General features: G+C 69.5%; 25 protein-coding genes and 1 rRNA gene. 12 read left to right on the top strand and 14 right to left on the bottom strand.

Annotated features, from left to right (window positions below; all coding sequences use genetic code 11):
• Positions 1-342: 342 nt before the first annotated feature.
• The 4 genes from GGQ91_RS27745 to ettA all read left to right on the top strand — a co-directional run bounded on the left by GGQ91_RS27745 (position 343) and on the right by ettA (position 3624).
• A complete protein-coding gene (locus GGQ91_RS27745; RefSeq protein WP_043387694.1) occupies positions 343-597 on the top strand; it encodes a hypothetical protein in 255 nt (84 codons plus the stop codon).
• Entirely contained in the window at positions 597-1478 is an 882-nt protein-coding gene (locus GGQ91_RS27740; RefSeq protein ID WP_078947301.1) for a DNA/RNA non-specific endonuclease, read from the top strand. Before GGQ91_RS27745 ends, GGQ91_RS27740 begins: the two co-directional genes overlap by 1 nt.
• Before the next feature lie 8 nt (positions 1479-1486).
• A complete protein-coding gene (locus GGQ91_RS27735; RefSeq protein WP_043758810.1) occupies positions 1487-1789 on the top strand; it encodes a hypothetical protein in 303 nt (100 codons plus the stop codon).
• Positions 1790-1971: 182 nt separating this feature from the next.
• Positions 1972-3624 (top strand): energy-dependent translational throttle protein EttA, encoded by a 1653-nt coding sequence (ettA, locus tag GGQ91_RS27730; RefSeq protein WP_043354390.1) that lies wholly within the window; start codon positions 1972-1974, stop codon positions 3622-3624.
• A gap of 329 nt (positions 3625-3953) precedes the next feature.
• Here ettA and GGQ91_RS27725 read toward each other — a convergent pair whose 3' ends face one another.
• Entirely contained in the window at positions 3954-4901 is a 948-nt protein-coding gene (locus tag GGQ91_RS27725) for an NAD-dependent epimerase/dehydratase family protein (RefSeq protein WP_182593294.1), read from the bottom strand.
• Positions 4902-5185: 284 nt separating this feature from the next.
• Here GGQ91_RS27725 and GGQ91_RS27720 point away from each other — a divergent pair, with 284 nt between their 5' ends.
• Positions 5186-6379 (top strand): OpgC domain-containing protein, encoded by a 1194-nt coding sequence (locus GGQ91_RS27720; protein ID WP_182593293.1) that lies wholly within the window; start codon positions 5186-5188, stop codon positions 6377-6379.
• Positions 6380-6395: 16 nt separating this feature from the next.
• Complete coding sequence (locus GGQ91_RS27715) at positions 6396-6602, top strand: DUF2256 domain-containing protein (protein ID WP_179697045.1); 207 nt, start codon at positions 6396-6398, stop codon at positions 6600-6602.
• A 76-nt stretch (positions 6603-6678) separates the two neighbouring features.
• Here the strand turns inward: GGQ91_RS27715 and GGQ91_RS27710 are convergent, their stop codons facing one another.
• Genes GGQ91_RS27710 through GGQ91_RS27695 form a run of 4 tightly spaced genes read right to left on the bottom strand, consistent with a single transcriptional unit; the run spans position 6679 to position 9363 of the window.
• Entirely contained in the window at positions 6679-7278 is a 600-nt protein-coding gene (locus tag GGQ91_RS27710) for a nucleotidyltransferase family protein (RefSeq protein ID WP_043758818.1), read from the bottom strand.
• Positions 7279-7298: 20 nt separating this feature from the next.
• The gene (locus GGQ91_RS27705) at positions 7299-8342 is read right to left on the bottom strand and encodes a molybdopterin-binding protein (protein ID WP_043758820.1); all 1044 of its coding nucleotides are present in this window, start codon (positions 8340-8342) and stop codon (positions 7299-7301) included.
• Positions 8339-9040 (bottom strand): XdhC family protein, encoded by a 702-nt coding sequence (locus GGQ91_RS27700; RefSeq protein WP_043758821.1) that lies wholly within the window; start codon positions 9038-9040, stop codon positions 8339-8341. Before GGQ91_RS27700 ends, GGQ91_RS27705 begins: the two co-directional genes overlap by 4 nt.
• Complete coding sequence (locus GGQ91_RS27695; RefSeq protein ID WP_043354401.1) at positions 9040-9363, bottom strand: XdhC family protein; 324 nt, start codon at positions 9361-9363, stop codon at positions 9040-9042. The genes GGQ91_RS27700 and GGQ91_RS27695 overlap by 1 nt, the downstream gene beginning before the upstream one ends.
• A gap of 276 nt (positions 9364-9639) precedes the next feature.
• Here GGQ91_RS27695 and GGQ91_RS27690 point away from each other — a divergent pair, with 276 nt between their 5' ends.
• Positions 9640-11037, top strand: a complete 1398-nt coding sequence (locus tag GGQ91_RS27690) for an ATP-binding protein (protein WP_043354403.1) — start codon at positions 9640-9642, stop codon at positions 11035-11037.
• A 6-nt stretch (positions 11038-11043) separates the two neighbouring features.
• Here the strand turns inward: GGQ91_RS27690 and GGQ91_RS27685 are convergent, their stop codons facing one another.
• Complete coding sequence (locus GGQ91_RS27685) at positions 11044-11277, bottom strand: hypothetical protein (RefSeq protein ID WP_236952712.1); 234 nt, start codon at positions 11275-11277, stop codon at positions 11044-11046.
• A 249-nt stretch (positions 11278-11526) separates the two neighbouring features.
• Between GGQ91_RS27685 and GGQ91_RS27680 the strand changes: the two genes are divergently transcribed.
• Positions 11527-11718, top strand: coding sequence for a hypothetical protein (locus GGQ91_RS27680; RefSeq protein ID WP_043354407.1), 192 nt, complete (start codon positions 11527-11529; stop codon positions 11716-11718).
• A gap of 23 nt (positions 11719-11741) precedes the next feature.
• Positions 11742-12923, top strand: a complete 1182-nt coding sequence (locus tag GGQ91_RS27675) for a pyridoxal phosphate-dependent aminotransferase (protein WP_182593292.1) — start codon at positions 11742-11744, stop codon at positions 12921-12923.
• Positions 12924-13094: 171 nt separating this feature from the next.
• On the opposite strand, the gene GGQ91_RS27670 is transcribed toward GGQ91_RS27675, so the two are convergent.
• The 3 genes from GGQ91_RS27670 to GGQ91_RS27660 form a co-directional block, all read right to left on the bottom strand.
• Positions 13095-14159, bottom strand: coding sequence for an alpha/beta hydrolase family protein (locus GGQ91_RS27670; RefSeq protein WP_182593291.1), 1065 nt, complete (start codon positions 14157-14159; stop codon positions 13095-13097).
• A gap of 108 nt (positions 14160-14267) precedes the next feature.
• The gene (locus tag GGQ91_RS27665) at positions 14268-14780 is read right to left on the bottom strand and encodes a DUF533 domain-containing protein (protein WP_043387704.1); all 513 of its coding nucleotides are present in this window, start codon (positions 14778-14780) and stop codon (positions 14268-14270) included.
• 69 nt (positions 14781-14849) lie between these two features.
• Positions 14850-15185: a hypothetical protein gene (locus GGQ91_RS27660; RefSeq protein WP_043387705.1), complete on the bottom strand. Its 336-nt coding sequence runs from the start codon at positions 15183-15185 to the stop codon at positions 14850-14852.
• Positions 15186-15435: 250 nt separating this feature from the next.
• Between GGQ91_RS27660 and GGQ91_RS27655 the strand changes: the two genes are divergently transcribed.
• Entirely contained in the window at positions 15436-16320 is an 885-nt protein-coding gene (locus tag GGQ91_RS27655) for a transglutaminase-like domain-containing protein (RefSeq protein ID WP_043387706.1), read from the top strand.
• Positions 16321-16331: 11 nt separating this feature from the next.
• On the opposite strand, the gene GGQ91_RS27650 is transcribed toward GGQ91_RS27655, so the two are convergent.
• Positions 16332-17360 carry an alpha/beta hydrolase gene (locus tag GGQ91_RS27650; protein ID WP_043354580.1) on the bottom strand — a complete coding sequence of 343 codons (1029 nt, stop codon included), beginning with the start codon at positions 17358-17360 and terminating at the stop codon, positions 16332-16334.
• Between the two features lie 190 nt (positions 17361-17550).
• On the opposite strand from GGQ91_RS27650, the gene meaB reads away from it, so the two are divergent.
• Positions 17551-18537 (top strand): methylmalonyl Co-A mutase-associated GTPase MeaB, encoded by a 987-nt coding sequence (gene meaB, locus GGQ91_RS27645; RefSeq protein WP_043387707.1) that lies wholly within the window; start codon positions 17551-17553, stop codon positions 18535-18537.
• 144 nt (positions 18538-18681) lie between these two features.
• On the top strand, positions 18682-19059 hold the full coding sequence (locus GGQ91_RS27640) for a CsbD family protein (protein ID WP_043354576.1): 378 nt from the start codon (positions 18682-18684) through the stop codon (positions 19057-19059).
• Between the two features lie 173 nt (positions 19060-19232).
• On the opposite strand, the gene GGQ91_RS27635 is transcribed toward GGQ91_RS27640, so the two are convergent.
• The 4 genes from GGQ91_RS27635 to rrf form a co-directional block, all read right to left on the bottom strand.
• Positions 19233-20018, bottom strand: coding sequence for a 3-hydroxybutyrate dehydrogenase (locus GGQ91_RS27635; RefSeq protein WP_043354574.1), 786 nt, complete (start codon positions 20016-20018; stop codon positions 19233-19235).
• A gap of 74 nt (positions 20019-20092) precedes the next feature.
• Positions 20093-21601: a sensor histidine kinase gene (locus GGQ91_RS27630; RefSeq protein ID WP_051044949.1), complete on the bottom strand. Its 1509-nt coding sequence runs from the start codon at positions 21599-21601 to the stop codon at positions 20093-20095.
• The gene (locus GGQ91_RS27625; protein WP_043354572.1) at positions 21598-22293 is read right to left on the bottom strand and encodes a response regulator transcription factor; all 696 of its coding nucleotides are present in this window, start codon (positions 22291-22293) and stop codon (positions 21598-21600) included. Before GGQ91_RS27625 ends, GGQ91_RS27630 begins: the two co-directional genes overlap by 4 nt.
• Before the next feature lie 367 nt (positions 22294-22660).
• Positions 22661-22742, bottom strand: a 5S ribosomal RNA gene (rrf, locus tag GGQ91_RS28675); the annotation flags it as partial.

Genomic DNA, 22742 nt, shown 5'->3' with positions numbered 1-22742 from the left:
GACACCGCGTCGATCATCTCGGCGCGCACCGCCTCCGCAACAGCCGGAAGATCCGATTCCGGAAGACGCCGCAGCGCCGCAGGATTCGGGACACGGTCCAGCAACGCCGATTGCTCAGGGGAGAGTGCCAATGGTCGCATCCGTTCGTTCGAATATGGCGACGGCTCCGTCACGGGCCCGTGGCAACCGCAACGCCAGCACCCCGGGAGCACGCGTTCATGCTAGAACCCGCCCGTCCGCCGCTGTCATGATAGTGCCAGGTACGGATGAAAGGCGGCGCGATCAATGTCGGGCCGTCGCTTTTTTGAATCACGTGCCCTTAACGCCACAAGAGGTTCGCCTTTGAATCCGGCTCGTCTGTGCACAATCCTGCTCGCGCTCGCGATTACGGTTTACGGTCAAGCTTACGCCGCGGCGCGGCCGCTGGACGGCAATCTCGACTTCGCGTGCAACTTCCTGGGCAAGTGCCCGGCCCGGGTCGCCCCGGGCGGCCCGGACCGCGATGTCCGCCCGTTCAACGGCACCCTCGGCCGGCCCTGCGCCTGGCGGGATCGCCCGACCCCGGAGGGTGTGCGCCGGGTCCGCGTCTGCTGGTGATGCGCGCGCCGGCTCTCATCGCCACGGCCCTGGTTCTCGCGCTCGGATCGGTTCCGGTCGGCGCCCAGGATGCCTGTCCGGGGCTGTTCGCCGATGGGCGGATGCCCGTCCTCACCAATCCGAAGCTCGCCGTTCGGGCGACCCCCCTGTGCTTCGAGGCCTTCGCGGTGCTGCATTCCGGCGTGACCCGCACGCCCCTCTACGCCGCCGAGCACCTCACCCGCGCCAGCATCGCCGCGGCCCGCGCGGTGGCACGCGACGATTCCTTCCACGAAGAGGCGCGCCTGCCGGAAGACCAGCGCGCCGCCCTTGAGGATTATGTCCGCAGTGGGTTCGACCGGGGCCATCTCGCGCCGGCCGGCGACATGCCGACGGCAAGCGCCCAGGCCGAGTCGTTCAGCCTCGCCAACATCACGCCGCAGAACCGGGTCCTGAACCGGGGGCTCTGGGCCGATATCGAGGAGGGCACCCGGCGCCTGACCAGCCGGCGCGGTGCGCTCTTCGTGGTCACCGGGGTGATCTTCTCCGGCGACGCGGTGCAGCAGATCAAGGGCGGCGTGCTCGTCCCGACCCACTTGTTCAAGGCCCTCTACGATCCGGCCAGCGGCGAGGCCGGAGCATACCTCGCCCGGAACGACGATTCGAAGGATTGGCGCGTGCTGTCGATCGACGATCTGCGCCGGGAATCCGGCATCGACGTCTTTCCCGGCCTGCCGCAAGCGGCTCGCGCGACCGCGATGAGCCTCCCGGATCCCCAGGCCTCCGCCCGCGCGGACGAGCGCCGGCCCCGGCACGAGCAGACCTGGCAGGAATGGCTGGAGCGCGAGCTGGCCCGAGCGGCGCGGAAATTCCTGCGCGACCTGCTGCGTTCGTTCTTCTGAGAGGACCCATGCCCAAGGACACGCAACGCGCCTCCGGAGGCGCGACGGAAGATCCGAAAGCCTTCACGCCCTTCGCGGACGATGCCGGCGTGCGCACCATCGGCAGCTTGAGCTTCGAGAACGGCACGGACCGGATCGCCCTGCACGGATCCCTCGACATCACCCGCGACAGGACCGGGCTGGAGCAGGCCCGGCTTCTCCGGAAGACGCTGGACGCGATCGTGAAGACCCTGGAGGCCTCCGATCTGCCCGAAGCGGTGGCGGAGGCGCCGGACGCGCCGCCGCGATCGGTGAAGAACCCGTTCGCCTGAGAGATCGGCGCCCGGCGACGGCCGGGCCGTCCTTGCCGCTTCCCGGCGGGCCTGATACTCCGACAGGGTCATTCCTATATCTTAGGGACGCGCGTCCAGGACGGGGACTGATGCCCCGTGCCTGACCCGTGCCGCTGGCACGATCCGCGCAGTCCCGAACAACGCGCCGAGGACGATCCGCGATGGCTCGCGAATTCATCTACCACATGCGGGGCCTGACCAAGGCCTATACCGGCGGCAAGAAGGTCCTGGATAACGTCAACCTGTCGTTCTACCCGGACGCCAAGATCGGCGTCCTGGGCATCAACGGCGCCGGCAAGTCGACGCTGCTCAAGATCATGGCGGGCCTCGACAAGGAATACACCGGTGACGGCTGGGTCGCGCAGGGTGCGCGCGTCGGCTATCTGCCGCAGGAGCCCCAGCTCGATCCGAACAAGACCGTCCGCGAGAACGTGATGGAGGGCGTGGCCGAGAAGCAGGCCATGCTCGACCGCTACAACGAACTCGCCATGAACTACTCGGAGGAGACGGCCGACGAGATGACCGAGCTCCAGGACCGGATCGAGTCGCTAGGTCTCTGGGAGCTTGATTCGAAGGTCGATCAGGCCATGGAGGCCCTGGGCTGCCCGAGCGACGAGCAGCCGGTGGCCACCCTGTCGGGCGGCGAGCGGCGCCGCATCGCCCTGTGCCGCCTCCTCCTGTGGGAGCCGGAACTGCTCCTCCTCGACGAGCCGACCAACCACCTCGACGCCGAGACGGTGAACTGGCTGGAGGGCCACCTGCGCCAGTATCCCGGCGCGATCCTGATCGTGACCCACGATCGCTACTTCCTCGACAACGTCACGAGCTGGATCCTGGAGCTCGATCGCGGAAAGGGCATCCCGTACGAGGGCAACTATTCGGCGTGGCTGGTCCAGAAGCAGAAGCGCCTGGAGCAGGAGGGCCGTGAGGACATGGCCCGGCAGCGCTCCATCGCCCGCGAGCAGGAGTGGATCGCCGCCTCCCCGAAGGCGCGCCAGTCCAAGTCGAAGGCCCGCATCACCCGCTACGAGGAGCTGGTGGCCAAGCAGGCGCAGAAGATCGATGCCGCGGCCCAGATCGTCATTCCGATCGACGAGCGGCTCGGCAACAACGTCATCGAGTTCGAGCATCTCAGCAAGGCGTTCGGCGACCGGCTGCTGATCGAGGATCTGTCGTTCAAGCTGCCGCCGGGCGGCATCGTCGGGGTGATCGGCCCGAACGGCGCCGGCAAGACCACGCTGTTCAAGATGATCACCGGCCAGGAGAAGCCCGACAACGGGAAGATCGACATCGGCGAGACGGTGAAGCTCGGCTACGTCGACCAGTCCCGCGACGCCCTCGATCCGAACGCCACGGTCTGGCAGGAGGTCTCGGGCGGCAACGACATCATCTATTTCAACAAGCGCGAAATCAATTCGCGTGCCTATTGCGCGGCCTTCGCCTTCAAGGGGCCCGACCAGCAGAAGAAGGTCGGCACGCTCTCGGGCGGCGAGCGCAACCGGGTGCACCTCGCGCGGACCCTGAAGGGCGGCGCCAATGTGCTGCTCCTCGACGAGCCGACCAACGACCTCGACATGGAGACCCTGCGCGCCCTCGAGGATGCGCTGGAGGACTACGCCGGCTGCGCCGTCATCATCAGCCACGATCGCTGGTTCCTGAACCGCATCGCGACGCACATCCTCGCCTTCGAGGGCGACAGCCACGTGGAATGGTTCGAGGGCAACTTCTCCGAATACGAAGCCGACAAGGTGCGCCGACTCGGAGCGGATTCGATCATGCCGAAGAAGATCAAGTACAAGCGGTTCTCGCGCTGAGGACCGGCCCCGTCGTTCCGGGGCCGTAACGGCGAAACCGGAACCGAATAGCCGTTGACGGGCGAGGTCCAGCCCTGGACCTCGCCCGGGTACGCTCTGAACACGGCCGGGAGGAATCCATCGGCCGGTCGCGCGGTCCCTGCCCCCGGTTCAAAGCCTCTGCGGCGCTCCGGCGCTGCAGAATGACGGAGCGATCGGGAGATCGGATGTCGTGCCCCCCTGCGCCCGGGGGGAAAGGCGGATGCGCAAGCTCCCGGAGCGCTTGCAGAGCCGGAGCGTGCCACCCCGGGGACCGGGACGGCCTCGACGGCCGGCCGCCCGATATGCCCTCATCCGAGTCGCGCCCGGGCCTCCGACAGAATCGTGGACAGGCTCCGCGAGAGCGGGATGGCTGGAGTCCATCCGGTGGCGGTTGCGAAGGCCGTGGAATCACAGCCCTCGCTGCGCACGCCCGCCGCCCGGACCCGATCGGGCGAGACCCGAAGGGTGAAGCGTGCGCCCGTCATGCCGCGGAACATCTCCAGGATCTCGGCGACCGGCGTCACGACTCCCGATCCCACGTTGAAGATTCCGCCATTCGGAAGGTCGTCGATCTGTCCGATCACGCGCAGGCACGCCGCGGTGACATCGGCCACGTCGACGAAATCGCGCCCGGCGGAGAGGTCGCCAACCTCCAGGCTCGGGGGCACCAAGCCTCGCTCGATACGGGCGATCTGCCCCGCGAAGGAGGCGACCACGAACGTCTCACTCTGACCCGCACCGATGTAGTTCGATGGTCGCAGCACCAGATGCTTGACGCCGGCATTCGCCAGGACATCGCGCAGGATGTACTCGCAGGCGTTCTTGGTTCGGCCCGAGATGGTGTCGGGACGCGGCGTCACGGTCTCGTCCGGACGTGCCTGCTCGCGGAACGCCTCCCCGTAGACGACGGTCGAGCTGAGGAACACCAGGGCCGCGCGGGTCTTCGCCACCGCCTCGGCCAGGTTCAGCGTGCCGAGCAGTTCGGCCCGCCAGGCATAGGACGGTGTCTCGCTCGACTGGGCCACGGACGCCAGCGCCGCCAAGTGGAACACGATGGTGGGGTCGAAGGCGGCGATCGTCTCGGCGAGTTCGTGGGCATCGAACGGATCGACGGCTCTCAGCGACACGCCGCCGAGGGGCGGTTGCGGAGCCCGATCCAGGCCGAGGATGGAGCTGCCGGGCGGGAGTCCCCTGTGCAGCGCCTCGAGCAGGCGGCGGCCGAGATAGTCTCCGGCTCCGGTGACGAGGACGCGCATGGCCGTTGCCCTGAACCTTGCCCTGTAGCGCGCCCCGGGCCTTGGCCCTCCCGATGGCGGGCGAGAAGCCGGGATCGCCCACCGCCTCTATACCGGGCTCGGCCACGATGCGAGAGGCTCGAGGCGCTCCGCGGAGCGTCGGACCATCAGGGCGACGGATCCCTGCGCCGGGCCGAACACAGGCGCGTGATCGGCGCAGCCGCGCACCGCAGGCGCGCTATTGTTGCACTGCGGACTCTGCCGTATCCCACATCCGGTCGGAGACCGCCGCGGTGATGAACTGAGTGACGCGCGTCGACGATCTTGAGCGGCCCGCTGCCACGAAGCAGCGGACGATCCCCGCGCCGGAAGCCGGCACGCGGTCCACGAAGCCCGTCCGTGACGCGCGGGTCGACGTGGTGCGCGGGCTGGCGCTGCTGACGATCTTCGTCGACCACATCCCGCGCAACGCGCCGGCCCTGCTGACGCTGCACAATTTCGGATTCTCGGATGCGGCCGAGATCTTCGTTCTGCTCGCCGGCTATTCCTCGATGATCGCCTATGGCGGCCTCTTCCGCCGAGCCGGCGTCCGGACGGCGCTGGTGCGCATCGCGCAGCGCTGTCTGCGCATCTACCTGTTCCAGGCGGGGCTGCTTTTGGCGACCCTGGTCATCGTCCGGATCTGGATGGACATCACCGGTCTCACGCCGCGGTTCGGCGTCGCGCCCCTGCTGCAGATGGGGCTGCTGCCGGGCCTGCTGCGCGGCCTCGCGCTGAACGCGCTCCCGAATTACCTCGATATTCTGCCGCTCTACATTCTGCTTCTGGCACTGTTCCCGCTGATCTATCTCGGGATGCGGCGCGGGATCTGGGGCGTCCTGGCGCTGTCGGCGACCCTGTGGGTTGCCGCCAACGTCGATCATCAGCTGAACCTGCCGAACGCCGCGGCGGTCGATGAGGGCTGGTACTTCAATCCCTTCGCGTGGCAATTCCTGTTCGTGCTCGGAGCGGCCCTCGCCGTCTGGGTCCAGGCCCAGGACGGATTGCTGCCGTGGCGTGGCTGGGCCGTCGCCATGGCCTCGGCCTATCTCGCCTTCGCCTTCTTCCAGGGCGGCTCCTGGGCGGAATGGGGGCTGCCGGACCTCCGGCCGCTGTCGATCGGGGTCCCCGACAAGAGCCATGTCGGCCCCCTGCGCCTGATCAACATGCTGGCCCTGGCCTACCTGCTGTTCAGCATACCCGCGGTGGCGCGTCTCAGCCGGTGGCGGCGGCTGCGCCTGATCGATGCCTGCGGCCGGCACTCGCTCGAGATCTTCGCAGCCGGATGCCTGGCGGCGCTCATCGGCCGCATTCTCTATCGGACCTTCGACGCCACATGGCCGCTGCAGATCGCGGTCAATCTCGGCGGGCTCGCGGTCATGCTCGGATTGGCGCACCTCCTGGATGCGCGCCGCCGCGGTGCCGCCGCTCCGGGCCAGGACCTGCGCCGGCCGGGATAGGACGCGAGGAGAGACGATGCCGCCGATGCGCCGCAAGGGTGACCTGCCCGAGAAGGTCTGTGCCCAGTGCGGCCGCCCGTTCGCGTGGCGCAAGAAGTGGGCGCGCGTCTGGGACGAGGTCCGCTACTGCTCCGACCGATGCCGGGCCGAGGCCAAGGCAGGGCGCGGGCGCACCGTCGGGGCGAGCGCAGAAACCCGACCCACGACCGCGCGACAGGGATAGGCGGCGCGCCGCCGGATCGACCGCAGGCACGGACGGCCGTCAGCGCGATCCGTCCCACACCGAGGGCGCCGATGGCTCAGGCCGGACCACGGCTCAGGGCGGCGAGCCCGGCCGGCGTGTCGATGTCGAGGGCGGTGGCCGTATCACCTGGGATCTCCAGCACGTCGGGCCGCCCCCTGAGCAGCGGTCCGGCCCCGTGGTCGCCGGCGAGGCGGCCGATCTCCTCCCCGAGACGACGCAGGTTGAGCAGTACGGGATTGCCGCGCCGCCCGTCCTGCACCGGCACCACGGCAGCAGGAGTCGCCGCGGCCTCCGTGAAGGCGCTCACGAGACGGTCGATATGGGCGGCCGTCACCCGCGGCATGTCGCCCAGCACGATCACGGCGCCCGTGCAGCAGGGTGGCAACGCCGCGAGACCGGCGCGCAGCGAGGATGCCAATCCGGTACGGTAATCCGGATTCTCGATCCGGATCAGGTCCAGCCCGGCCAGCGTCGCGCGGACCGCCTCCGCGTGCGCGCCCAGCACGACCACCACAGGGCGGGGACCAGCCTCGAGGGCAGCCTCCGCCGCGTGGCGCACCAGCGGCTTGCCGTCGAGGGGGGCGAGCAGCTTCGGCGCGGAGCCGAACCGGCTGCCGAGGCCCGCGGCGAGCAGAACCGTGCCGACCTCCGGCATCCCCGAGATCCTCTCCCGCCTCAATCGTCTGTCGCCGGATCGCGCGCGTCCCCTGTCACCGCGCCGCCGGCGCGGGGCTGCGGACGCGAGACGATCTCCATCAACAGACCGCCGACACCGAGGGCGACGATGTCGGCGCGGGTTACGGCCAGATCTGCGAGCAGACGGTGCAGAATCCAGTCGAATCCGTTCTCCTTCGGCGAGCGCGCGCAGCCCGGGGCGCCGACTACCGGCACGTCGCCCCGGGCACCGACAAGGAGCAGGTTGCCGGGATCGACCGGCATGCCGAGGTGGGCGACATGCCCGCCGGCCGCCTCGATTCCGGCCGGGATGACGTCGCGGCGGTCGGCGATGGCCGAGGCACCGAACACAACCACAAGGTCCGCCCCGGCTCTATCGATGAGATCGGTCACCGCAGCAGCCACGGCGTCGTCGGTGTGGGGGATCCGGGCTTCGGCGACGATCGCGGCGCCCGTGGGGGCGAGACGTTCGGCCAGAACCCGGAGCGTCTTGTCGATGGTGGCCTCCTTGAGGCTCGGCAGCCGCGTCGAGACCACGCCCACACGGCGGCGGCGATAGGTCGCCACCGCCAGCGCGTCGGCTCCGGCCGCCGCACAGGCGCGGGCCAGCACGGCGCCCGGCACGGCGTAGGGGATGATCTTCACGGTGGCGATCATTTCGCCCTCGATCACCGGCCGGAAGCGCGGCAGCGTCGCCACCGTCACCGCCTCGTCGACGGCGTTGACGGCCTCGATCCGGGTCGGGTCGAGCGTCAGCACCCCGGGCCTCTCGGCGAACAGGTTGCAGCGGCCGGTGAACGGCGACTCGACACGCAGGTTCGACCCGCGAAGACAGCCGGCGAGCCGCGCGGCCGCCTCGTCCTCGCCGACATCGCCAGGCTCCAGAGCGGCCACCACGATCTCCGAGAGGCCGGTCCGCGCGAGACCGGCGGCCTCCTCCGGGCCGATCACCGCCCCCTTGCGCAGGGTGATGTCAGCCCGCCGGACCGTATGCGCGCTGATCAGTCCGCCCGCCTCGGCGAGCGGGACGGTCCCGAACCTCACGCGACCTCCGAACGGGGCGCACGGCGCAGGCACGCCACCACCTCGGCGAGCACGGCCAGCGCGATCTCGGCGGGACTGACGGCGCCGATCGGAAGCCCGATCGGTGCGTGGATCCGGCCGATCTGCGCGGGCGTGAACCCCGCCTCGGTGAGCCGCGCGACGCGGGCCGCGTGGGTCTTCCGGGAGCCGAGGGCGCCCACGTAGAAGCACTCGGCCGCCAGGGCCGCCTTCAGCGCAGGATCGTCGATCTTGGGATCGTGGGTCAGGGCTGCGAGGGCGCAGTAGCGATCCAGCACCGGGACGGTTGTGCCGAGGGCGGCGTCCGGCCACTCGGCGACCAGCGCGATGCCCGGGAAACGCTCCGGCGTGGCGAATGCGGTGCGGGGGTCGATCACCGTGAGCGCGAGGTCGAGCCCGGCCGCCATCGGCGCCATGGCCTGCGAAATGTGGACGGCGCCGACGACCACGAGCCGCACCGGCGGCACCTGCACGGTGAGGAACAGGGTCCGCCCGTCAGCCTCGACGAGGCCGCTCTTGCCGGACGCAAGGTGTTTCGCCAGGACGTCGGCCAGGGGGTCGACGGCGAGGTCCGACTCGCGCACGAGGCGCTGCGCGCCGTCGGCGATGTCGGTGACGAGGATCGCGGCGCGGCGGGCCGCGCGCTCGTCGTTCAGCGCCGCAAGGATGTCGCTGCGCATCAGTCGACCCGCTCGACGAAGACCCGGATCCGCCCGCCGCAGGACAGGCCGGCCCGCCAGGCCGTCTCGTCCGCGACGCCGAATTCGAGGACGCGCGGCGTGCCGGCCTCGATCACCTCGAGGGCCTCGGTGATGACCGCGCCCTCGACGCAGCCTCCCGAGACGGAGCCGAGGAAGTTGCCGTCGCCGTCGACCGCGAGGTGGCTGCCCACGGGCCGGGGCGCCGAGCCCCAGGTCTCGATCACGGTGGCAAGCGCCACGGCGCGACCGTCGCGCCGCCAGGACTGGGCGGCGGAGAGGATGTCTGTATCGGTGCTGAGCATGGCCTCGTGGACTTTCGGCCGGCGGGTGCCCCCCGCTTCCCACAGGTATGGCCCACGCGCCGCCGTGCAAGGCGCCCTCCGACTCGCACACCATGCCCACCGCCCGGGGCACCGGGCCTGTGGCCGTGCGCGCGCCTTGGCCGATCCCGGCGCGGATGCGATAACAGGCCGGCCAAGCGTTCCCGCTCAGACCATGTCCGCCACCGTCGAACGGAGTTCATGCCAGACGACCCGCCCCTGCTTTCGCGGGAGGGAGCGGCGCGTGCTCCGGGTGACGTGAACGCCCCCGATCCCGCTCTGGCGCGCAGGCTGCGCAAGGATCCGCCGCCGCGCTCCGCGCCGCACCGCCTGTGGCGGCGCATCAGCCGGGCGATCGGCGACGTCCTGCCGAAAGGCCTCTACGCCCGTTCGCTGATCATCATCATCGCGCCGGTCGTCCTGCTCCAGTCGGTGATCGCCTACACCTTCATGGAGCGGCACTGGCAGCTCGTGACCAAGCGCCTGTCGGCGGCGGTGACCGCAGACGTGGCCGCCTTGATCGACATCTACGAGAGCTACCCGCAGGACAAGGATGCCGAGACCCTCTCGCGCATCGCCGGGGAGCGGCTGAACCTCGACCTCGACATCCTCAAGGGGGCCAAGCTCCCGCCGCCGGGCCCGCGCCCGTTCTTCTCGATCCTCGACGAGGCCCTCTCGGACGAGATCAAGCGCCAGATCCGCCGGCCCTTCTGGATCGACACGGTCGGCCGCTCCAACCTGATCGAGATCCGGGTGGCGATCCCCGACGGCGTGATGCGCATCACCGCGCGGCGCAGCCAAGCCTACGCGTCGAATTCGCACATCTTCCTCGTCTGGATGATCGGCTCCTCGCTGGTGCTGCTCGGGGTCGCGATCCTGTTCCTGCGCAACCAGATCAAGCCCATCCTCCGCCTCGCCGCGGTGGCGGAGGGCTTCGGCAAGGGCCGGGAGATCGAGTTCCGGCCGCGCGGCGCCCGCGAGGTGCGCCAAGCCGGTCACGCCTTCATCGAGATGAAGCGGCGGATCGAGCGGGCGATGGAGCAGCGCACGACGATGCTGAACGGCGTCAGCCACGACCTGCGCACCATCCTCACCCGCTTCCGCCTGTCCCTGGCACTGGTCGAGCAGACCAGCGAGATCGAGGATCTCAGCCGCGACGTGGATGAGATGAGCCGGATGCTGGAGGGCTACCTCGCCTTCGCGCGGGGCGACTCGGCCGAGCCCGCGACGCCCACGGACATGCGCGCCCTGCTGGAGGACCTGCGGACCGACGTGGAGCGCCTCGGCGCCCATGTCTCCGCCGTGGAGCTCGTCGGCACGCCCGAGGTCACGGTCCGTCCGGGCGCCTTCCGGCGTTGCCTGTTCAACCTCGCGGCCAACGCCGTGCGCTACGGCGAGACGGTGGCGATCTCCGGCCGACTGGAGGCCCGGACCTTCTTCGTCTCCATCGACGACGACGGGCCGGGCATTCCGGCCGAGAGCCGCGAGGACGTGTTCAAGCCGTTCCTGCGGCTCGACGACGCCCGCCAGGACGCCGGCGGCTCCGGGCTGGGCCTCTCGATCGCGCGGGACATCGCCCGCGCCCATGGCGGCGACATCACCCTGCACGACAGCCCCCTGGGGGGCCTGCGGGCCACCGTCCGGGTTCCGGCCTAGGCCGGATCAGGCATCGGCGGGCCGGCGCAGGCGCAGGTGCTCGGCCTGCACATTCCGGATGAGATGATCGAGGCTGGCCTCGTCGAGGCCGGCGCCGACGAGCCGGGTGCGCAGGCTCGCCTCGCCGTGCCACGCGTAGCCGGCATCGTGCGGCAGGTGGCGCAGCAGGAGGGCGCTCACGATCGATTCACGCCGGTAGGCGGGGTGGCGCAGCAGCTTCCCGATATGGAGGACCAGCATGTCGACGCCGGAGGTCGCGGGGTCCGAAGCCCCCGTGCCCTTCCCATTCCCACTGACCGATGCCCGACGCATACATGCCCGCCTTTGAGAGGCGATACTCTCGCGCCAAATGATTGCACATCCATGAGCGTTCGGACGAGCCGGCGAAAAACTGCCGATTCCGGGGTCCCAACCTTCGCAGCACGGTGATATGCAGGGTCGTTTTCCCAGGGCCGCGGTCAGCCGCGCGCCGGATTTCGAGTGCCGCACATGAACCCGCTCGTCCCGCTCTTCATCCTGCTCTCGCTGCCGCTCGCGGCCATCGGGCTCGTGCTCTACACCGACGAAGGCATCAACCCGGACCTGTTCTACGCCTCCGTGAAGACCTTCGTGATCCTGGGCGCGATCGCGGTGGCGATGTCGTTCGGTGCGATGAAGCTCTCCGAGCGGTCCAAGCACTGAGATCCCACCGCCCGGAGGGCGCGATGCTGCAGGTGGTCCCGGCCTTCTCGCGTATCGGCGAGGAAAACGCCTTCGCGGTGCTGGCCCGCGCCCAAGCCCTCGCCGCGCAGGGCCGGGACGTGATCAACCTCGGTATCGGCCAGCCGGACATGCCGACCCCCGCCCACGTGGTCGAGGCGGGCATCAAGGCCCTGCGCGACGGCCACCACGGCTACACGCCGGCGGTGGGCATTCCGCCGCTGCGCGAGGCGGTGGCCCGCGACATCCATCGCCGCCACGGCGTCGAGGTCTCCCCCGAATCCGTGATGATCGTGCCCGGCGGCAAGGTCACCATGTTCATGGCGATCCTGATGTTCGGCGCGCCCGGAACCGAGATCCTGTATCCGGACCCCGGCTTCCCGATCTACCGCTCGATGATCGAGTTCACGGGCGCGACGCCGGTCCCCGTGCCGATCCGCGAGGAGAACGGTTTCGCCTTCTCGGCGACCGAGACCCTGGCGCTGATCACGCCGAAGACCCGGCTGCTGATCGTCAACTCACCCGCCAACCCGACGGGCGGCGTGACACCGAAAGCCGAGATCGACGCCCTGGTGAAGGGCCTGGCCGAGCACCCCGACGTCGCCGTGCTGTCGGACGAGATCTACGGCACCATGACCTACGACGGCGAGACCCATCACTCGCTGCTCAAGTATCCCGAGATCCGCGACCGGCTCGTCTACCTCGACGGCGCGTCGAAGACCTACGCGATGACCGGTTGGCGCCTCGGCTGGTCGGTCTGGCCGAAGCCGCTCTACGACGCGGCCCGCAAGCTCGCCGTCAACGCGCATTCCTGCGTCAACGCGGCGACCCAGTGGGCCGGCATCGCGGCGCTGGACGGCCCCCAGGACTGCGTGACCGAGATGGTCGCCGAATTCGACCGGCGCCGGACGATCGTGGTGGACGGTCTGAACGCCTTGCCGGGCGTGTCGTGCATCGCGCCCAAGGGCGCGTTCTACGCCTTCCCGAATATCTCCCGGACCGGCTGGAAGGCGAAGGCGCTGGCGTCGGCCCTTCTGGAAGAAGCGGGCGTCGCGGTGATCGGCGGCCCGGATTTCGGCGTCCACGGCGAGGGCTACATCCGTCTGTCCTATGCCAACTCGGCCGAGAACATCCGACGTGCATTGGACCGGATGGGCACGTTCCTCAGCAAGCAGAAGCCGGCCTGACTTTCCGACGGGTCGGAAAAGCCCCTCGTCGCGCCCTCACCCTGAGGCGCCGAAGCGCGGGGGAGGCCTGAAGGCGCTTCCGGATCCCTCGATGATTCCTGCCCCCCCTGAGGCCCGCTGCCGCAGGCGCGGCGACGGGTGGGATCGACCGGGTATCCTGACCGGGCTTCCCTACGACTTGCCGGGGGCCCGCTTGTCGATCCAGCCCGCCAGCCAATCGGCGATATCGAGGCTGTTCTTGTCCTGCATCAGCATGTGCGAATTGCCGTGGATGCCGATCTCCGGCAGCAGGATCAGCTCCGCCCGGCCGCCCGCGGCATTCGCCGCCGCCACGAAGCTGCGGCACTGCTTGAGCCGCGGCGCCCAGCGGGGCGAGGCGTCGACGTAATCGCCGAAGAGGACGAGGATCGGCAGGTCCCTGTAGGGCGCGAGATCGTCCTTCGCCGGGTCCGGGCACGCGGCCGGCTCGATGGCGACGATGGCGCGGATGCCCGACCGGTCGAGGGACGCGGTCTGGAACGGGTAGATCCCCGATTGAGAGTGGGAGATCAGCACCGCACCTTTAAGCTTCTTGGCCAGTTCCGACAGGGCCGGCACAGTGGGGTTCGGCACCGGGAGGGCGGCCGACCAGTCCGGGACCATCTGCTTCCAGAACTCGCCCTGGGCCTCCAGGGGGAACTGCATGTCGGGAAACACCTTCGGGTATTCCGGCCCGAACCGGAAGATCGCCCAGGCCGGCTCGCGCCCGGCCGAGAAGACCGGCGGCAGCGCGTTCGGGTCGGCCCGCCCCATCTTCACCGCGTTGATCTGGGCCGGGCTCGCTGCCGAGCGACCGCGCCAGGCCTGATCGATCACGTAGGTCGGGAAGCCGCGCCGGACGAAGTACTCGTCCCAGCCCATGCGTCCGTCCGGCGTCGTCTCCCAGGTCTTGCCGGTGAGGCAGCAGCCGTGGATCAGCACCAGAGGCGGCCGTCCGGTCGTCACCGGAACCTGATAGCGGACATAGATCTGGTCGACGCTGATCGTGCCGGACGGTGCGTAGGCCGGCAGCGTCGACAGCGTGTCGGACTGAACGTCACGGCCGCCGACGAAGAAACTGCCCTGCTCGGCAATGGTCAGGGGGCCGGCGGCCGGTTCGGTGGCACGGGCGGTTCCGCCGCCGATCAGCATCGCACCGACCAAGGCACAGGCGCTCCGCCAGACGCGCCCGCGCGCAGGCACTGACAGTCCCGACATGAAATGTCCCGTCCTCCCGCGAAGGGCCAGTCCGGACCCGTTCCCGACCGGAAGCCTAGCATGAAGCTCGGCGGCAATGGGAGTTCCCCGCGCCCGTCCGGTTGCTGGTCAGGCCGCGATGTTGCGCTCGACCCGGTCGATCGCGTCGGCGGGAAGATCGAGGGCCTCGGCCAGCATCTTCAGGAATTGACGCTCCTGGAGCGTATCGGGATCGATGGCGAGCCGCGCCGCCGCGAAGATCCGCGCCGCCGCATCGGGGCTTGCGACCCGCTCGGCGATCTCGTCGACGTCGGCGGGATCCGCGAGCTCCCGATCGAGCCAGGATCGCCCGTCGGGATCGAGGCCCGCATCCGCGACGGCCGTATCGAGGCGCTTCCGCTCGGCCGCGTCGACCATGCCGTCGGCCGTCGTGGCCGCCACCATGGCCCGCAGCATCAGCCGGGCTTCGTCCTCATCGATCTCGGTGAAGTCCGGGCCGCCCGACTCGGGCGGTGGGGCACCGCGCAAGGCCCGGTAGGCGAGGCTGCCGATCAGCGCCAAGCCTCCGAGGGCCGCGCCGGCGGCTAGACCGCCGCTCCTGGAACGCACCAGTGCGTCGACGATCCGTCTGCTGTCAGCCATGCCAACCTCCCGGGATTGAATCCGATTCGGATCGGAAACAACCCGGGAGGCGCTCGGGTTCAGCCGCGCTCAGGCATCGGCCTCATCCTCGTCCTCGTCGATATCCACCAAGAAGACGATGTCGGCCTCATCGGCGTCGTCCGAATCGGTCTCGGTGTGATGGGGATCGTCGACGAAATCGCCCTCGCCGTCGTCCTCTGCCAGCGCGTCCTCGAAGATCTCGACCTCGTCCTCGGTGGCCGCCCGGACCTTGAGCGGCGACGTGCCGTTCCAGAGCGGCTTGCCGCCCGTCGTCATGGTCCGGATGTCTTCCTTGAATCCGTCACAGGTGAAGAGGTCCTTGGCGGACGCCTCGTCGCTGTTGATCACCGCAACGGCGGTGCCGTCGATCTCGAGCGTGAACATGGCCGGCATCCTTCTCGTAACCGTCCTCAGGCGCGCCCATTCAGCAGGCTGACCCACGGGTGCGACGCGCTGCCCCGGGAAGAATCACGGATGCTCCCCCCGGCAGCCATGAGCGCCGCGCGCGGATGCTGTAGGGGTGAACCGGACGGCCGCCAAGCCCATCCCGCCTCCACCGGCCCGAAAGCCATGGCGCGGATCCTGCGGGGCAGCGGTGGCGATGAAACTCGGACGCGAAGAAGGATCACCGCGGATGCGGATCAGGCTCGGCTGCGAGATGCGCTATGCCTTCCCCTATCCCGTACCGATGGTGGTCATGCTGAACGTGCATCCCACCCGGGCGGGCGCCCTGGAGGCCCCCGACACGCTGCGCACCGAGCCGCCCGTGCCGGTCGACCTCTATCGCGACGGTTTCGGCAACCTGTGCGCGCGGCTGAGCGCGCCGGCCGGGAGCTTCACGATCGGCACGGACGCAGTGATCGACGATGACGGGCGCCCGGACCCGGTGCACCCGGAGGCCAAGCAGCACGCGATCGAGGACCTGCCGGCCGAAACCATCGTGTTCCTGCTGCCCAGCCGGTACTGCGAATCGGATCTGCTGGCCGACGAGGCGTGGCGCTTGTTCGGCCATACCGAGCCCGGCTGGAGCCGGGTGCAGGCGGTCTGCGATTTCGTGCACGACCACATCGCGTTCGGCTACGAATTCGCTCACGGCGACCGCACGGCGCAGGATGCCTATGCGGGTCGCCGCGGCGTCTGCCGGGACTTCACCCACCTGGCCGTGGCCTTCTGTCGCGCGCTGAACATCCCGACCCGCTACTGTACCGGTTATGTCAGCTTCATCGGCGAGCCCGAGCCGCACCCGGCGGGCGATTTCGCCGCCTGGATGGAGGTCTATCTCGGCGGGCGCTGGCACGTGTTCGACCCGCGCAACAACGCCCCGCGGATCGGCCGGGTCATGGTCGCCTACGGCCGCGACGCCGCAGATGTGCCGCTGACCCACACGTTCGGACCGAATCCCCTCGTGGGCTTCCGGGTCTGGGCCGACCGGATCGACCATCTGGACGCCTCCGGCGACGCGCCGATCCTGCCGGAGGAACCCCTGCCGCCACAGAGCATGACGACCCGGATGGGGTGAGCGCCGCGCGCCTACACCCCGGCGCCCCGGGCGATGGCGCGCTTGACCACCCCCTGCACATCCGGATTCGAGAGGAACAGGTCGTGGTTGATCAGGCCGCCGCCGTAATCGGAGGCGTCGGCGACGCGCACGCCGAGTGCCTCGAGCTTGGCGCGATCGGCCGCGCCCGCCCGCACGCCCCCCGCCAGGGCGGCGGAGAGTTCGAGCGCCCGGTCGTTGGTGGAGGAGATCACCGTGATCTTCGAGACGTCGGGTCCGAGGCGGGCGACGCCGTTGGAGAACAGGTCGAAATCGATGTCGGGTGCGGCCAGCACCACGGCTCCGATCCGCGCCATCGCGGCCTCGCCGGCCTCGGCGCGGAGCAAGCGCAGGGTCTCGAGCGTGAGGAGCGTGCCCATCGAGTGCGCGACGATGTTGATGCGGCCGCCGCTCGGCGAGGCGGCCAGCGCCTTGAGCAGGTCCTCGAAGGCGTCGCGCGACCAGAGGGCGCTCTCGCGATCGTAATTGTAATCGAGGGTCGCCGCCGCCGACGGCCACGTGAACAGGCCGGAGACGCCGCCGAAGCGGATGCCGTCCGAGAGCCTGGCCGCGCTGATCGCGGCCGATTCGAACGATTCGCGGTAGCCGTGGACGTAGATCAGCACGTCCCGCCCGAGGGCCGCCTGCGAGAAGGCTGTGGCGGCACCGGATCCCGTCTCGAATTTCGGCACCGCGCCGATCGTCCAGTCGCCGGTGATGACGGACGAGACCTTGCCGAGGAGCGAGCGGTCGGGCGGCGACAGGCGCACCTCCGCGAAGCTCAGGCCGCGGCCGCGGTCGCTGCTGAAATAAGGCGGTCGGGGCGGATTGCCCACGGGCTTGCGGGTCGTGGCGACCAGCAACACCGGCATGACGTCGAGGGCCGATTGCTTTTCGGGCAAGGCCGCGCCGGTCCCGAGATCGTCGGTGACGCAGGCGCCGAGCGACGGGGCGAGACCCGCGGCGCCCGCGAGAGCTCCGAACCGGAGAAGGACGCGACGTGAGACGATCTGGCTCGACATGATCCGGTTGCGCTCGGGCGGGGTGCCCTCCGTCGCCCAGGATCGTGACCATCGCGGGGCACGATCACGGCAGGTCGGCGTGAATAGCGGGCATGACCGGGCTTGTGGTGGACGGGCCACAGCCGGCCCATCCCCCGGTGCCGGTGCCCTCCCCCTCGACGGCAGCCGTCGCCGCGGCCATGAAGGGACCATGACGCCGTCCATCGACATTCAGAGCCTTCGCGAGCGCCTGCTGCGCGGCGACCGCGCCGCGCTGGCCCGGGCCATCACGCTGGCCGAGTCCAAGCGCGCCGATCACCGGGCCCTGGCGGCGGATCTCATCGATTCGGTTCTGCCGGAAACCGGTCGGGCGATCCGCGTCGGGATCACCGGCGTGCCCGGCGTCGGCAAGTCGACCACCATCGACGCCCTGGGCTCGAACCTGACCGAAGCCGGCCACAAGGTGGCGGTGCTGGCGGTCGATCCGTCCTCTTCCCGGACCGGCGGCTCGATCCTGGGCGACAAGACCCGGATGGCGCGGCTGTCGCACGATCCCAACGCCTTCATCCGCCCCTCCCCGTCCTCCGGAACGCTCGGCGGCGTGGCGGCCAAGACTCGCGAGACCATGCTTCTCTGCGAGGCCGCGGGCTTCGACGTGATCCTCGTCGAGACGGTCGGCGTTGGCCAGTCGGAGACGGCGGTGGCCGACCTGACCGATTTCTTCCTGGTGCTGATGCTGCCCGGGGCGGGCGACGAGCTCCAGGGCATCAAGAAGGGCATCCTCGAACTCGCCGATATGATCGCGGTCAACAAGGCCGATGTTGGCGAGGCCGAGCAGCGGGCCAATGCAGCGGCTTCGGAATACCGTGCGGCGTTGCACATCCTCACCCCGGCCTCCGCCACCTGGACGCCGCCGGTGGTGACGATCTCGGGCTTCCACAATCTGCGTCTCGACGCGCTGTGGGCGAAGATCGTCGACCACCGGGAGAAGCTCACCGCCACCGGAGAGATCCAGGCGAAGCGCCGGACCCAGGACGTGAAGTGGATGTGGGCGCTAGTGGACGAGCGTCTGCACCAGCGCCTCGTCGGGTCCCCGGAGGTCCGGCGCCGCACGGCCGAGGCGGAGGCGGGTGTGGCGCGGGGCGAGACATCCCCCGCCGCCGGCGCCGCGGCCATCGCCGAGCTGATCGGCCTCTGACCTGTCCCGTCTGCCGCGGAAACGCTGGCCGCGCATAATTTCATGGCGGCCGGGGGCACAAACGCCATCTCGCGCGTTCGGTGGACGACGGCGTAACGAGCGACGCCCGCGTCGCGGCGCCGCGCTCACGTCCAGGAGAGTGCCATGGTGGATACGGATCGGATCGTCGGCGGCGCCAAGGAGGCCGTCGGCAAGGTTCAGGGCGCGGCCGGAGATTTCGCGGGCTCGAACCGCGACTCGGTCGAGGGTCGGTTCCGCGAGGCCCAGGGCGAGGCGCAGAACGTCTACGGCCAGGTGAAGGACAAGGCGCGCGACATCGCCGACCGGGCCGGCGACGTCGCCAGCGACGCGTATGACCGCGCCGGCGACATCGCGGGTGAGGCCTATGAGCGGAGCGGTTCCTACCTCCGCGACGGGCGTGCCGCCGTCGGCGCCCGCGTGGAAGAGAATCCCCTGGTCGCCCTGCTGATCGCCGGCGCGGTGGGCTACGGCCTCGCCCTGCTGGTCCACGGCCGCCGCTGACCGAGGAGCGGCCCCACCTGAAGCCGGGCGGGGCCGCCATCCCACAGGCTCCGCCCGATCGTCGCGGCTGATCTGACCGCTGCGGAACGCCCATGATATCGAGGGTGTCGATACGTAAGGTGTCAGCCCCCGGGTGACGGGCCCTGCCTTCCGGAACGCAGCAGTGGACGCCGCTACTGCGCGGTCCAGCCGCCATCCATGCTGATATTGGCGCCGGTGATCTGGCTCGCCGCATCGGAGCACAGGAACACCGCCAGTGCGGCGACCTGATCGACGGTGACGAATTCCTTGGTCGGCTGCGCCTTCAGCATCACGTCTTCGATCACCTGCTCCTTGGTCAGACCGCGGGCCTTCATCGTGTCGGGAATCTGCGACTCCACCAGGGGCGTCCAGACGTAACCGGGCGAGATGCAGTTCACCGTGATCTTGTGGGGCGCGAGTTCCAGTGCCGCCGCCTTGCTCAGGCCCGCGATCCCGTGCTTGGCCGCCACGTAGGCCGACTTGAACGGCGAGGCCACTAGCGAATGGGCCGAAGCGGTGTTGATGATCCGGCCCCAGCCGCGTGCCTTCATCCCGGGAATTGCCGCATGCATCGTGTGGAAGGCCGAGGACAGGTTGATCGCGATGATCTGCTCCCACTTCTCGGCCGGAAAGTCCTCGATCGGCGAGACGAACTGGATCCCGGCATTGTTGACCAGCACGTCGACGGATCCGAAAGCGTCTTCCGCCTCGCGCACCATGGCGTTGATCGCCTCGGGCTTGCTCATGTCGGCGGACGAATAGTGGACCTTGACCCCGTAGGCGCTTTCGATCCCGGCCCGCGTTTCCTCGATGGCGGTCGCGTCCCCGAACCCGTTGAGCACGACGTTGGCTCCCTCGGCCGCAAGGGCGCGCGCGATGGCAAGTCCGATGCCGCTGGTCGAGCCGGTGACGAGGGCGGTCTTGGTCTTGAGGGTCATGGAGCCTCCTGGAACTCGGGCGCTCTGCCGATCAGATGGAAAGACGGCGCGGTCGTAGCGGGACAGGTCGCGACCTAACTAGCGCGGGACGGGGACGCCGGCACAGGGTCGCCCGATGCCGGTGCGGGCAGGATGTCACCGGCTTCCGTCTGCGGGCGCGGTGAAGCCGGAAGGCCGATCTCGACCCGCAGCCCTGGGGCGTTGTCGAAGAGCCGCAGGGTCCCGTGATGCAGGCGCACCACGGCGTTGACGAGGCTGAGGCCCAGCCCGAAGCCCGGTCGCGAACGGGCATCCTCCAGGCGCACGAAGCGACCGAGGACGCGGGCCCGCTCCGCTTCGGGGATGCCCGGTCCATGATCGGACACGGCAAGGCGGATCGTCTCGCCGTCGCGCCATGCCTCCAGCGTCACGCTGGCCTCCGCTCCGGCGGATTCGGCCCCATATTTCAAGGCGTTGTCGATCAGGTTGGCGAGGGCCTGCCCGATCAGCTCGCGGTTGCCCGCGATGGTGAGGTCGTCCTGCGCGCGCACCGCGAGCGTCAGCCCCTGATCCTCGGCGACCGCCTCGTAGAGTTCGCCGACGCTCCGCACCGTCTGGCCGATATCCAACGGTCCCAGCATCTCCCGGGCAGACCCGGCTTCGAGCCGCGCGATCATCAGGAGGGCATTGAACACCCGGATCAATCCGTCGCCTTCGTCGATCACGGCTTCCAGCGCCGCGCGCAATTCCTCCGGCGTCGAGGCCCGGCGCAAGGCCTCGTCGGCGCGGTTGCGCAAGCGAGTCAACGGCGTCTTGAGGTCGTGGGCGATGTTGTCGGAGACCTCCCGCATGCCGCGCATCAGCTCGCCGATCCGCTCCAGCATCAGGTTGAGGCTCGACGCGAGGCGGTCGAGTTCGTCGCCGTTTCCCGCCACAGGGAGCCGGTCGTCGAGATCGCCCGCCATGATCGCGCGGGTGGTCTGGGTCATGGCATCGACCCGGCGCAGCACCCGGCTCGCTGCCAGCCAGCCGCCGATCACGCCGAGGAGCACGACGGCGGCGAGCGAGGTGAGGAAGGCGCGCCCGATCACCGCCCGCAGACGGTCGCGCTCTTCGGTGTCGCGCCCGACGAGCAGCCGGAATCCGCCCGGCAGGGTGAAGACCCGCACGATCGCCTGATGCGCCTCGGCATCGGACTCGTTGCGGCCGTAGCGCGTTTCGGTCTGACCTGGGGTCGCCAGCACGGCGGCGGGCACGTAGCCGACATTGCCGACCACATGGTCACCGCCGGCCGTCGTCACGAGATAGAGCGAGGCCCCCGGCTCGCGCGAGCGCCGCTCCACCACGGTGATCAGCCGCCGTAGACCGCCGGCATTGTATTGTTCCGACAGGCCGTTGATCTCGGCATCGATCGTCGAGACGATCTGGTCGTCGAGTACCGCGCGGGCATTCCAAGCGACGTAGCCCAGCGCCAGGAATGCGCAGAGGGCGAAGATCGCCAGATAGGCCAGCGACAGCTTGAAGGCGGTGGTGCGGAACAGCTTCTGGAAGCGCGCAGCCCCCGTCTCGCGGGCGACCAGCGCGTCAGCCGGAACCGCGCTCACCCGGAGGCGCCCTCCTCGAAGCGCAGGACATAGCCGGCACCCCGAACCGTATGGATGATCGGGGACGCGAACCCCTTGTCGAGCTTGCTGCGCAGGCGCGAGACGTGAACGTCGATGACGTTGGTCTGCGGATCGAAGTGATAGTCCCAGACATGCTCCAGCAGCATCGTGCGTGTCACGACCTGGCCCGCATGCCGCATCAGGTATTCGAGAAGACGGAATTCGCGGGGCTGCAACGGGATCTCGCGGCCGGCCCGGGTCACCCGATGGGACAGACGGTCGAGTTCCAGGTCGCCGATCCGGTAGCGCGTCTCCTCGGCGGCTCCCGAGCCGGCCTGCCGCCGGGCCAGCGCCTCGGTGCGAGCCAGCAGTTCCGAGAAGGCATAGGGCTTCGGCAGATAATCGTCGCCCCCGGCGCGCAGCCCCTTCACCCGGTCGTCGACCTGCCCGAGTGCCGACAGGATCAGCGTCGGGGTCGCGACGTTCTGCTCGCGCAACGACCGGATCAGCGACAGGCCATCGAGCTTCGGCAGCATCCGGTCGACGATCAGCACGTCGTAGTCACCCTCGCGGGCCAGCGCGTAACCGTCGAGGCCGTCATGCGCGCTGTCGGCGACATGGCCGGTCTCACGGAAGGCCTTGACGAGATAGGCCGCCGCTTCCTGATCGTCCTCGATGATGAGCAGTCGCATGGCCCCGTTCCATAGCGCGCCGCGTGGGTCGGGGGAACGTATCTCCATCAACATGGTCAAGTCGCTCCCCTCCCCTCTCGGGCTGAACGGGCCGAGGTCGCGGACCTCGGCCCGTTCCGAAGCGGGGCGCGGACGACTCGGAGGGCGCGAGATCCGTCACCGGCTTCGTCCGCGTGGGCCGTGGGCCATGCGCGGTGTGAGGATGATTGCAGGCGATCGATTACCGGATGATCGCGGGGAGATGACTTCGCGGTAAGGCGTCGCCGGATATCGGAAGCCAACGACAAAACGCCCGCAGGCCGCTCTCCATGAGAGCGGCCTGCGGGCGTTTGTATCGTGTCGAGGGAATGGTGCTTGCGATGGGCGGGTCTGGCGGCGACCGACTCTCCCGTGTCTTGAGACACAGTACCATAGGCGCTGGCGTGTTTAACGGCCGAGTTCGAGATGGG

Origin of the sequence: Methylobacterium fujisawaense, from assembly GCF_014138435.1 — a bacterium.
Lineage (GTDB): Bacteria > Pseudomonadota > Alphaproteobacteria > Rhizobiales > Beijerinckiaceae > Methylobacterium > Methylobacterium fujisawaense.
This window is presented reverse-complemented; position numbering and strand designations above follow the sequence as displayed.

Coding starts and splice junctions, on each gene's coding strand:
- GGQ91_RS27740 (WP_078947301.1), top strand. CDS start 597: ATGCGCGCGCCGGCTCTCATCGCCACGGCCCTGGTTCTCGCGCTCGGA.
- GGQ91_RS27735 (WP_043758810.1), top strand. CDS start 1,487: ATGCCCAAGGACACGCAACGCGCCTCCGGAGGCGCGACGGAAGATCCG.
- ettA (WP_043354390.1), top strand. CDS start 1,972: ATGGCTCGCGAATTCATCTACCACATGCGGGGCCTGACCAAGGCCTAT.
- GGQ91_RS27725 (WP_182593294.1), bottom strand. CDS start 4,901: ATGCGCGTCCTCGTCACCGGAGCCGGAGACTATCTCGGCCGCCGCCTG.
- GGQ91_RS27715 (WP_179697045.1), top strand. CDS start 6,396: ATGCCGCCGATGCGCCGCAAGGGTGACCTGCCCGAGAAGGTCTGTGCC.
- GGQ91_RS27710 (WP_043758818.1), bottom strand. CDS start 7,278: ATGCCGGAGGTCGGCACGGTTCTGCTCGCCGCGGGCCTCGGCAGCCGG.
- GGQ91_RS27700 (WP_043758821.1), bottom strand. CDS start 9,040: ATGCGCAGCGACATCCTTGCGGCGCTGAACGACGAGCGCGCGGCCCGC.
- GGQ91_RS27695 (WP_043354401.1), bottom strand. CDS start 9,363: ATGCTCAGCACCGATACAGACATCCTCTCCGCCGCCCAGTCCTGGCGG.
- GGQ91_RS27685 (WP_236952712.1), bottom strand. CDS start 11,277: ATGCTGGTCCTCCATATCGGGAAGCTGCTGCGCCACCCCGCCTACCGG.
- GGQ91_RS27680 (WP_043354407.1), top strand. CDS start 11,527: ATGAACCCGCTCGTCCCGCTCTTCATCCTGCTCTCGCTGCCGCTCGCG.
- GGQ91_RS27675 (WP_182593292.1), top strand. CDS start 11,742: ATGCTGCAGGTGGTCCCGGCCTTCTCGCGTATCGGCGAGGAAAACGCC.
- GGQ91_RS27670 (WP_182593291.1), bottom strand. CDS start 14,159: ATGTCGGGACTGTCAGTGCCTGCGCGCGGGCGCGTCTGGCGGAGCGCC.
- GGQ91_RS27665 (WP_043387704.1), bottom strand. CDS start 14,780: ATGGCTGACAGCAGACGGATCGTCGACGCACTGGTGCGTTCCAGGAGC.
- GGQ91_RS27660 (WP_043387705.1), bottom strand. CDS start 15,185: ATGTTCACGCTCGAGATCGACGGCACCGCCGTTGCGGTGATCAACAGC.
- GGQ91_RS27655 (WP_043387706.1), top strand. CDS start 15,436: ATGCGGATCAGGCTCGGCTGCGAGATGCGCTATGCCTTCCCCTATCCC.
- GGQ91_RS27650 (WP_043354580.1), bottom strand. CDS start 17,360: ATGTCGAGCCAGATCGTCTCACGTCGCGTCCTTCTCCGGTTCGGAGCT.
- meaB (WP_043387707.1), top strand. CDS start 17,551: ATGACGCCGTCCATCGACATTCAGAGCCTTCGCGAGCGCCTGCTGCGC.
- GGQ91_RS27640 (WP_043354576.1), top strand. CDS start 18,682: ATGGTGGATACGGATCGGATCGTCGGCGGCGCCAAGGAGGCCGTCGGC.
- GGQ91_RS27635 (WP_043354574.1), bottom strand. CDS start 20,018: ATGACCCTCAAGACCAAGACCGCCCTCGTCACCGGCTCGACCAGCGGC.
- GGQ91_RS27625 (WP_043354572.1), bottom strand. CDS start 22,293: ATGCGACTGCTCATCATCGAGGACGATCAGGAAGCGGCGGCCTATCTC.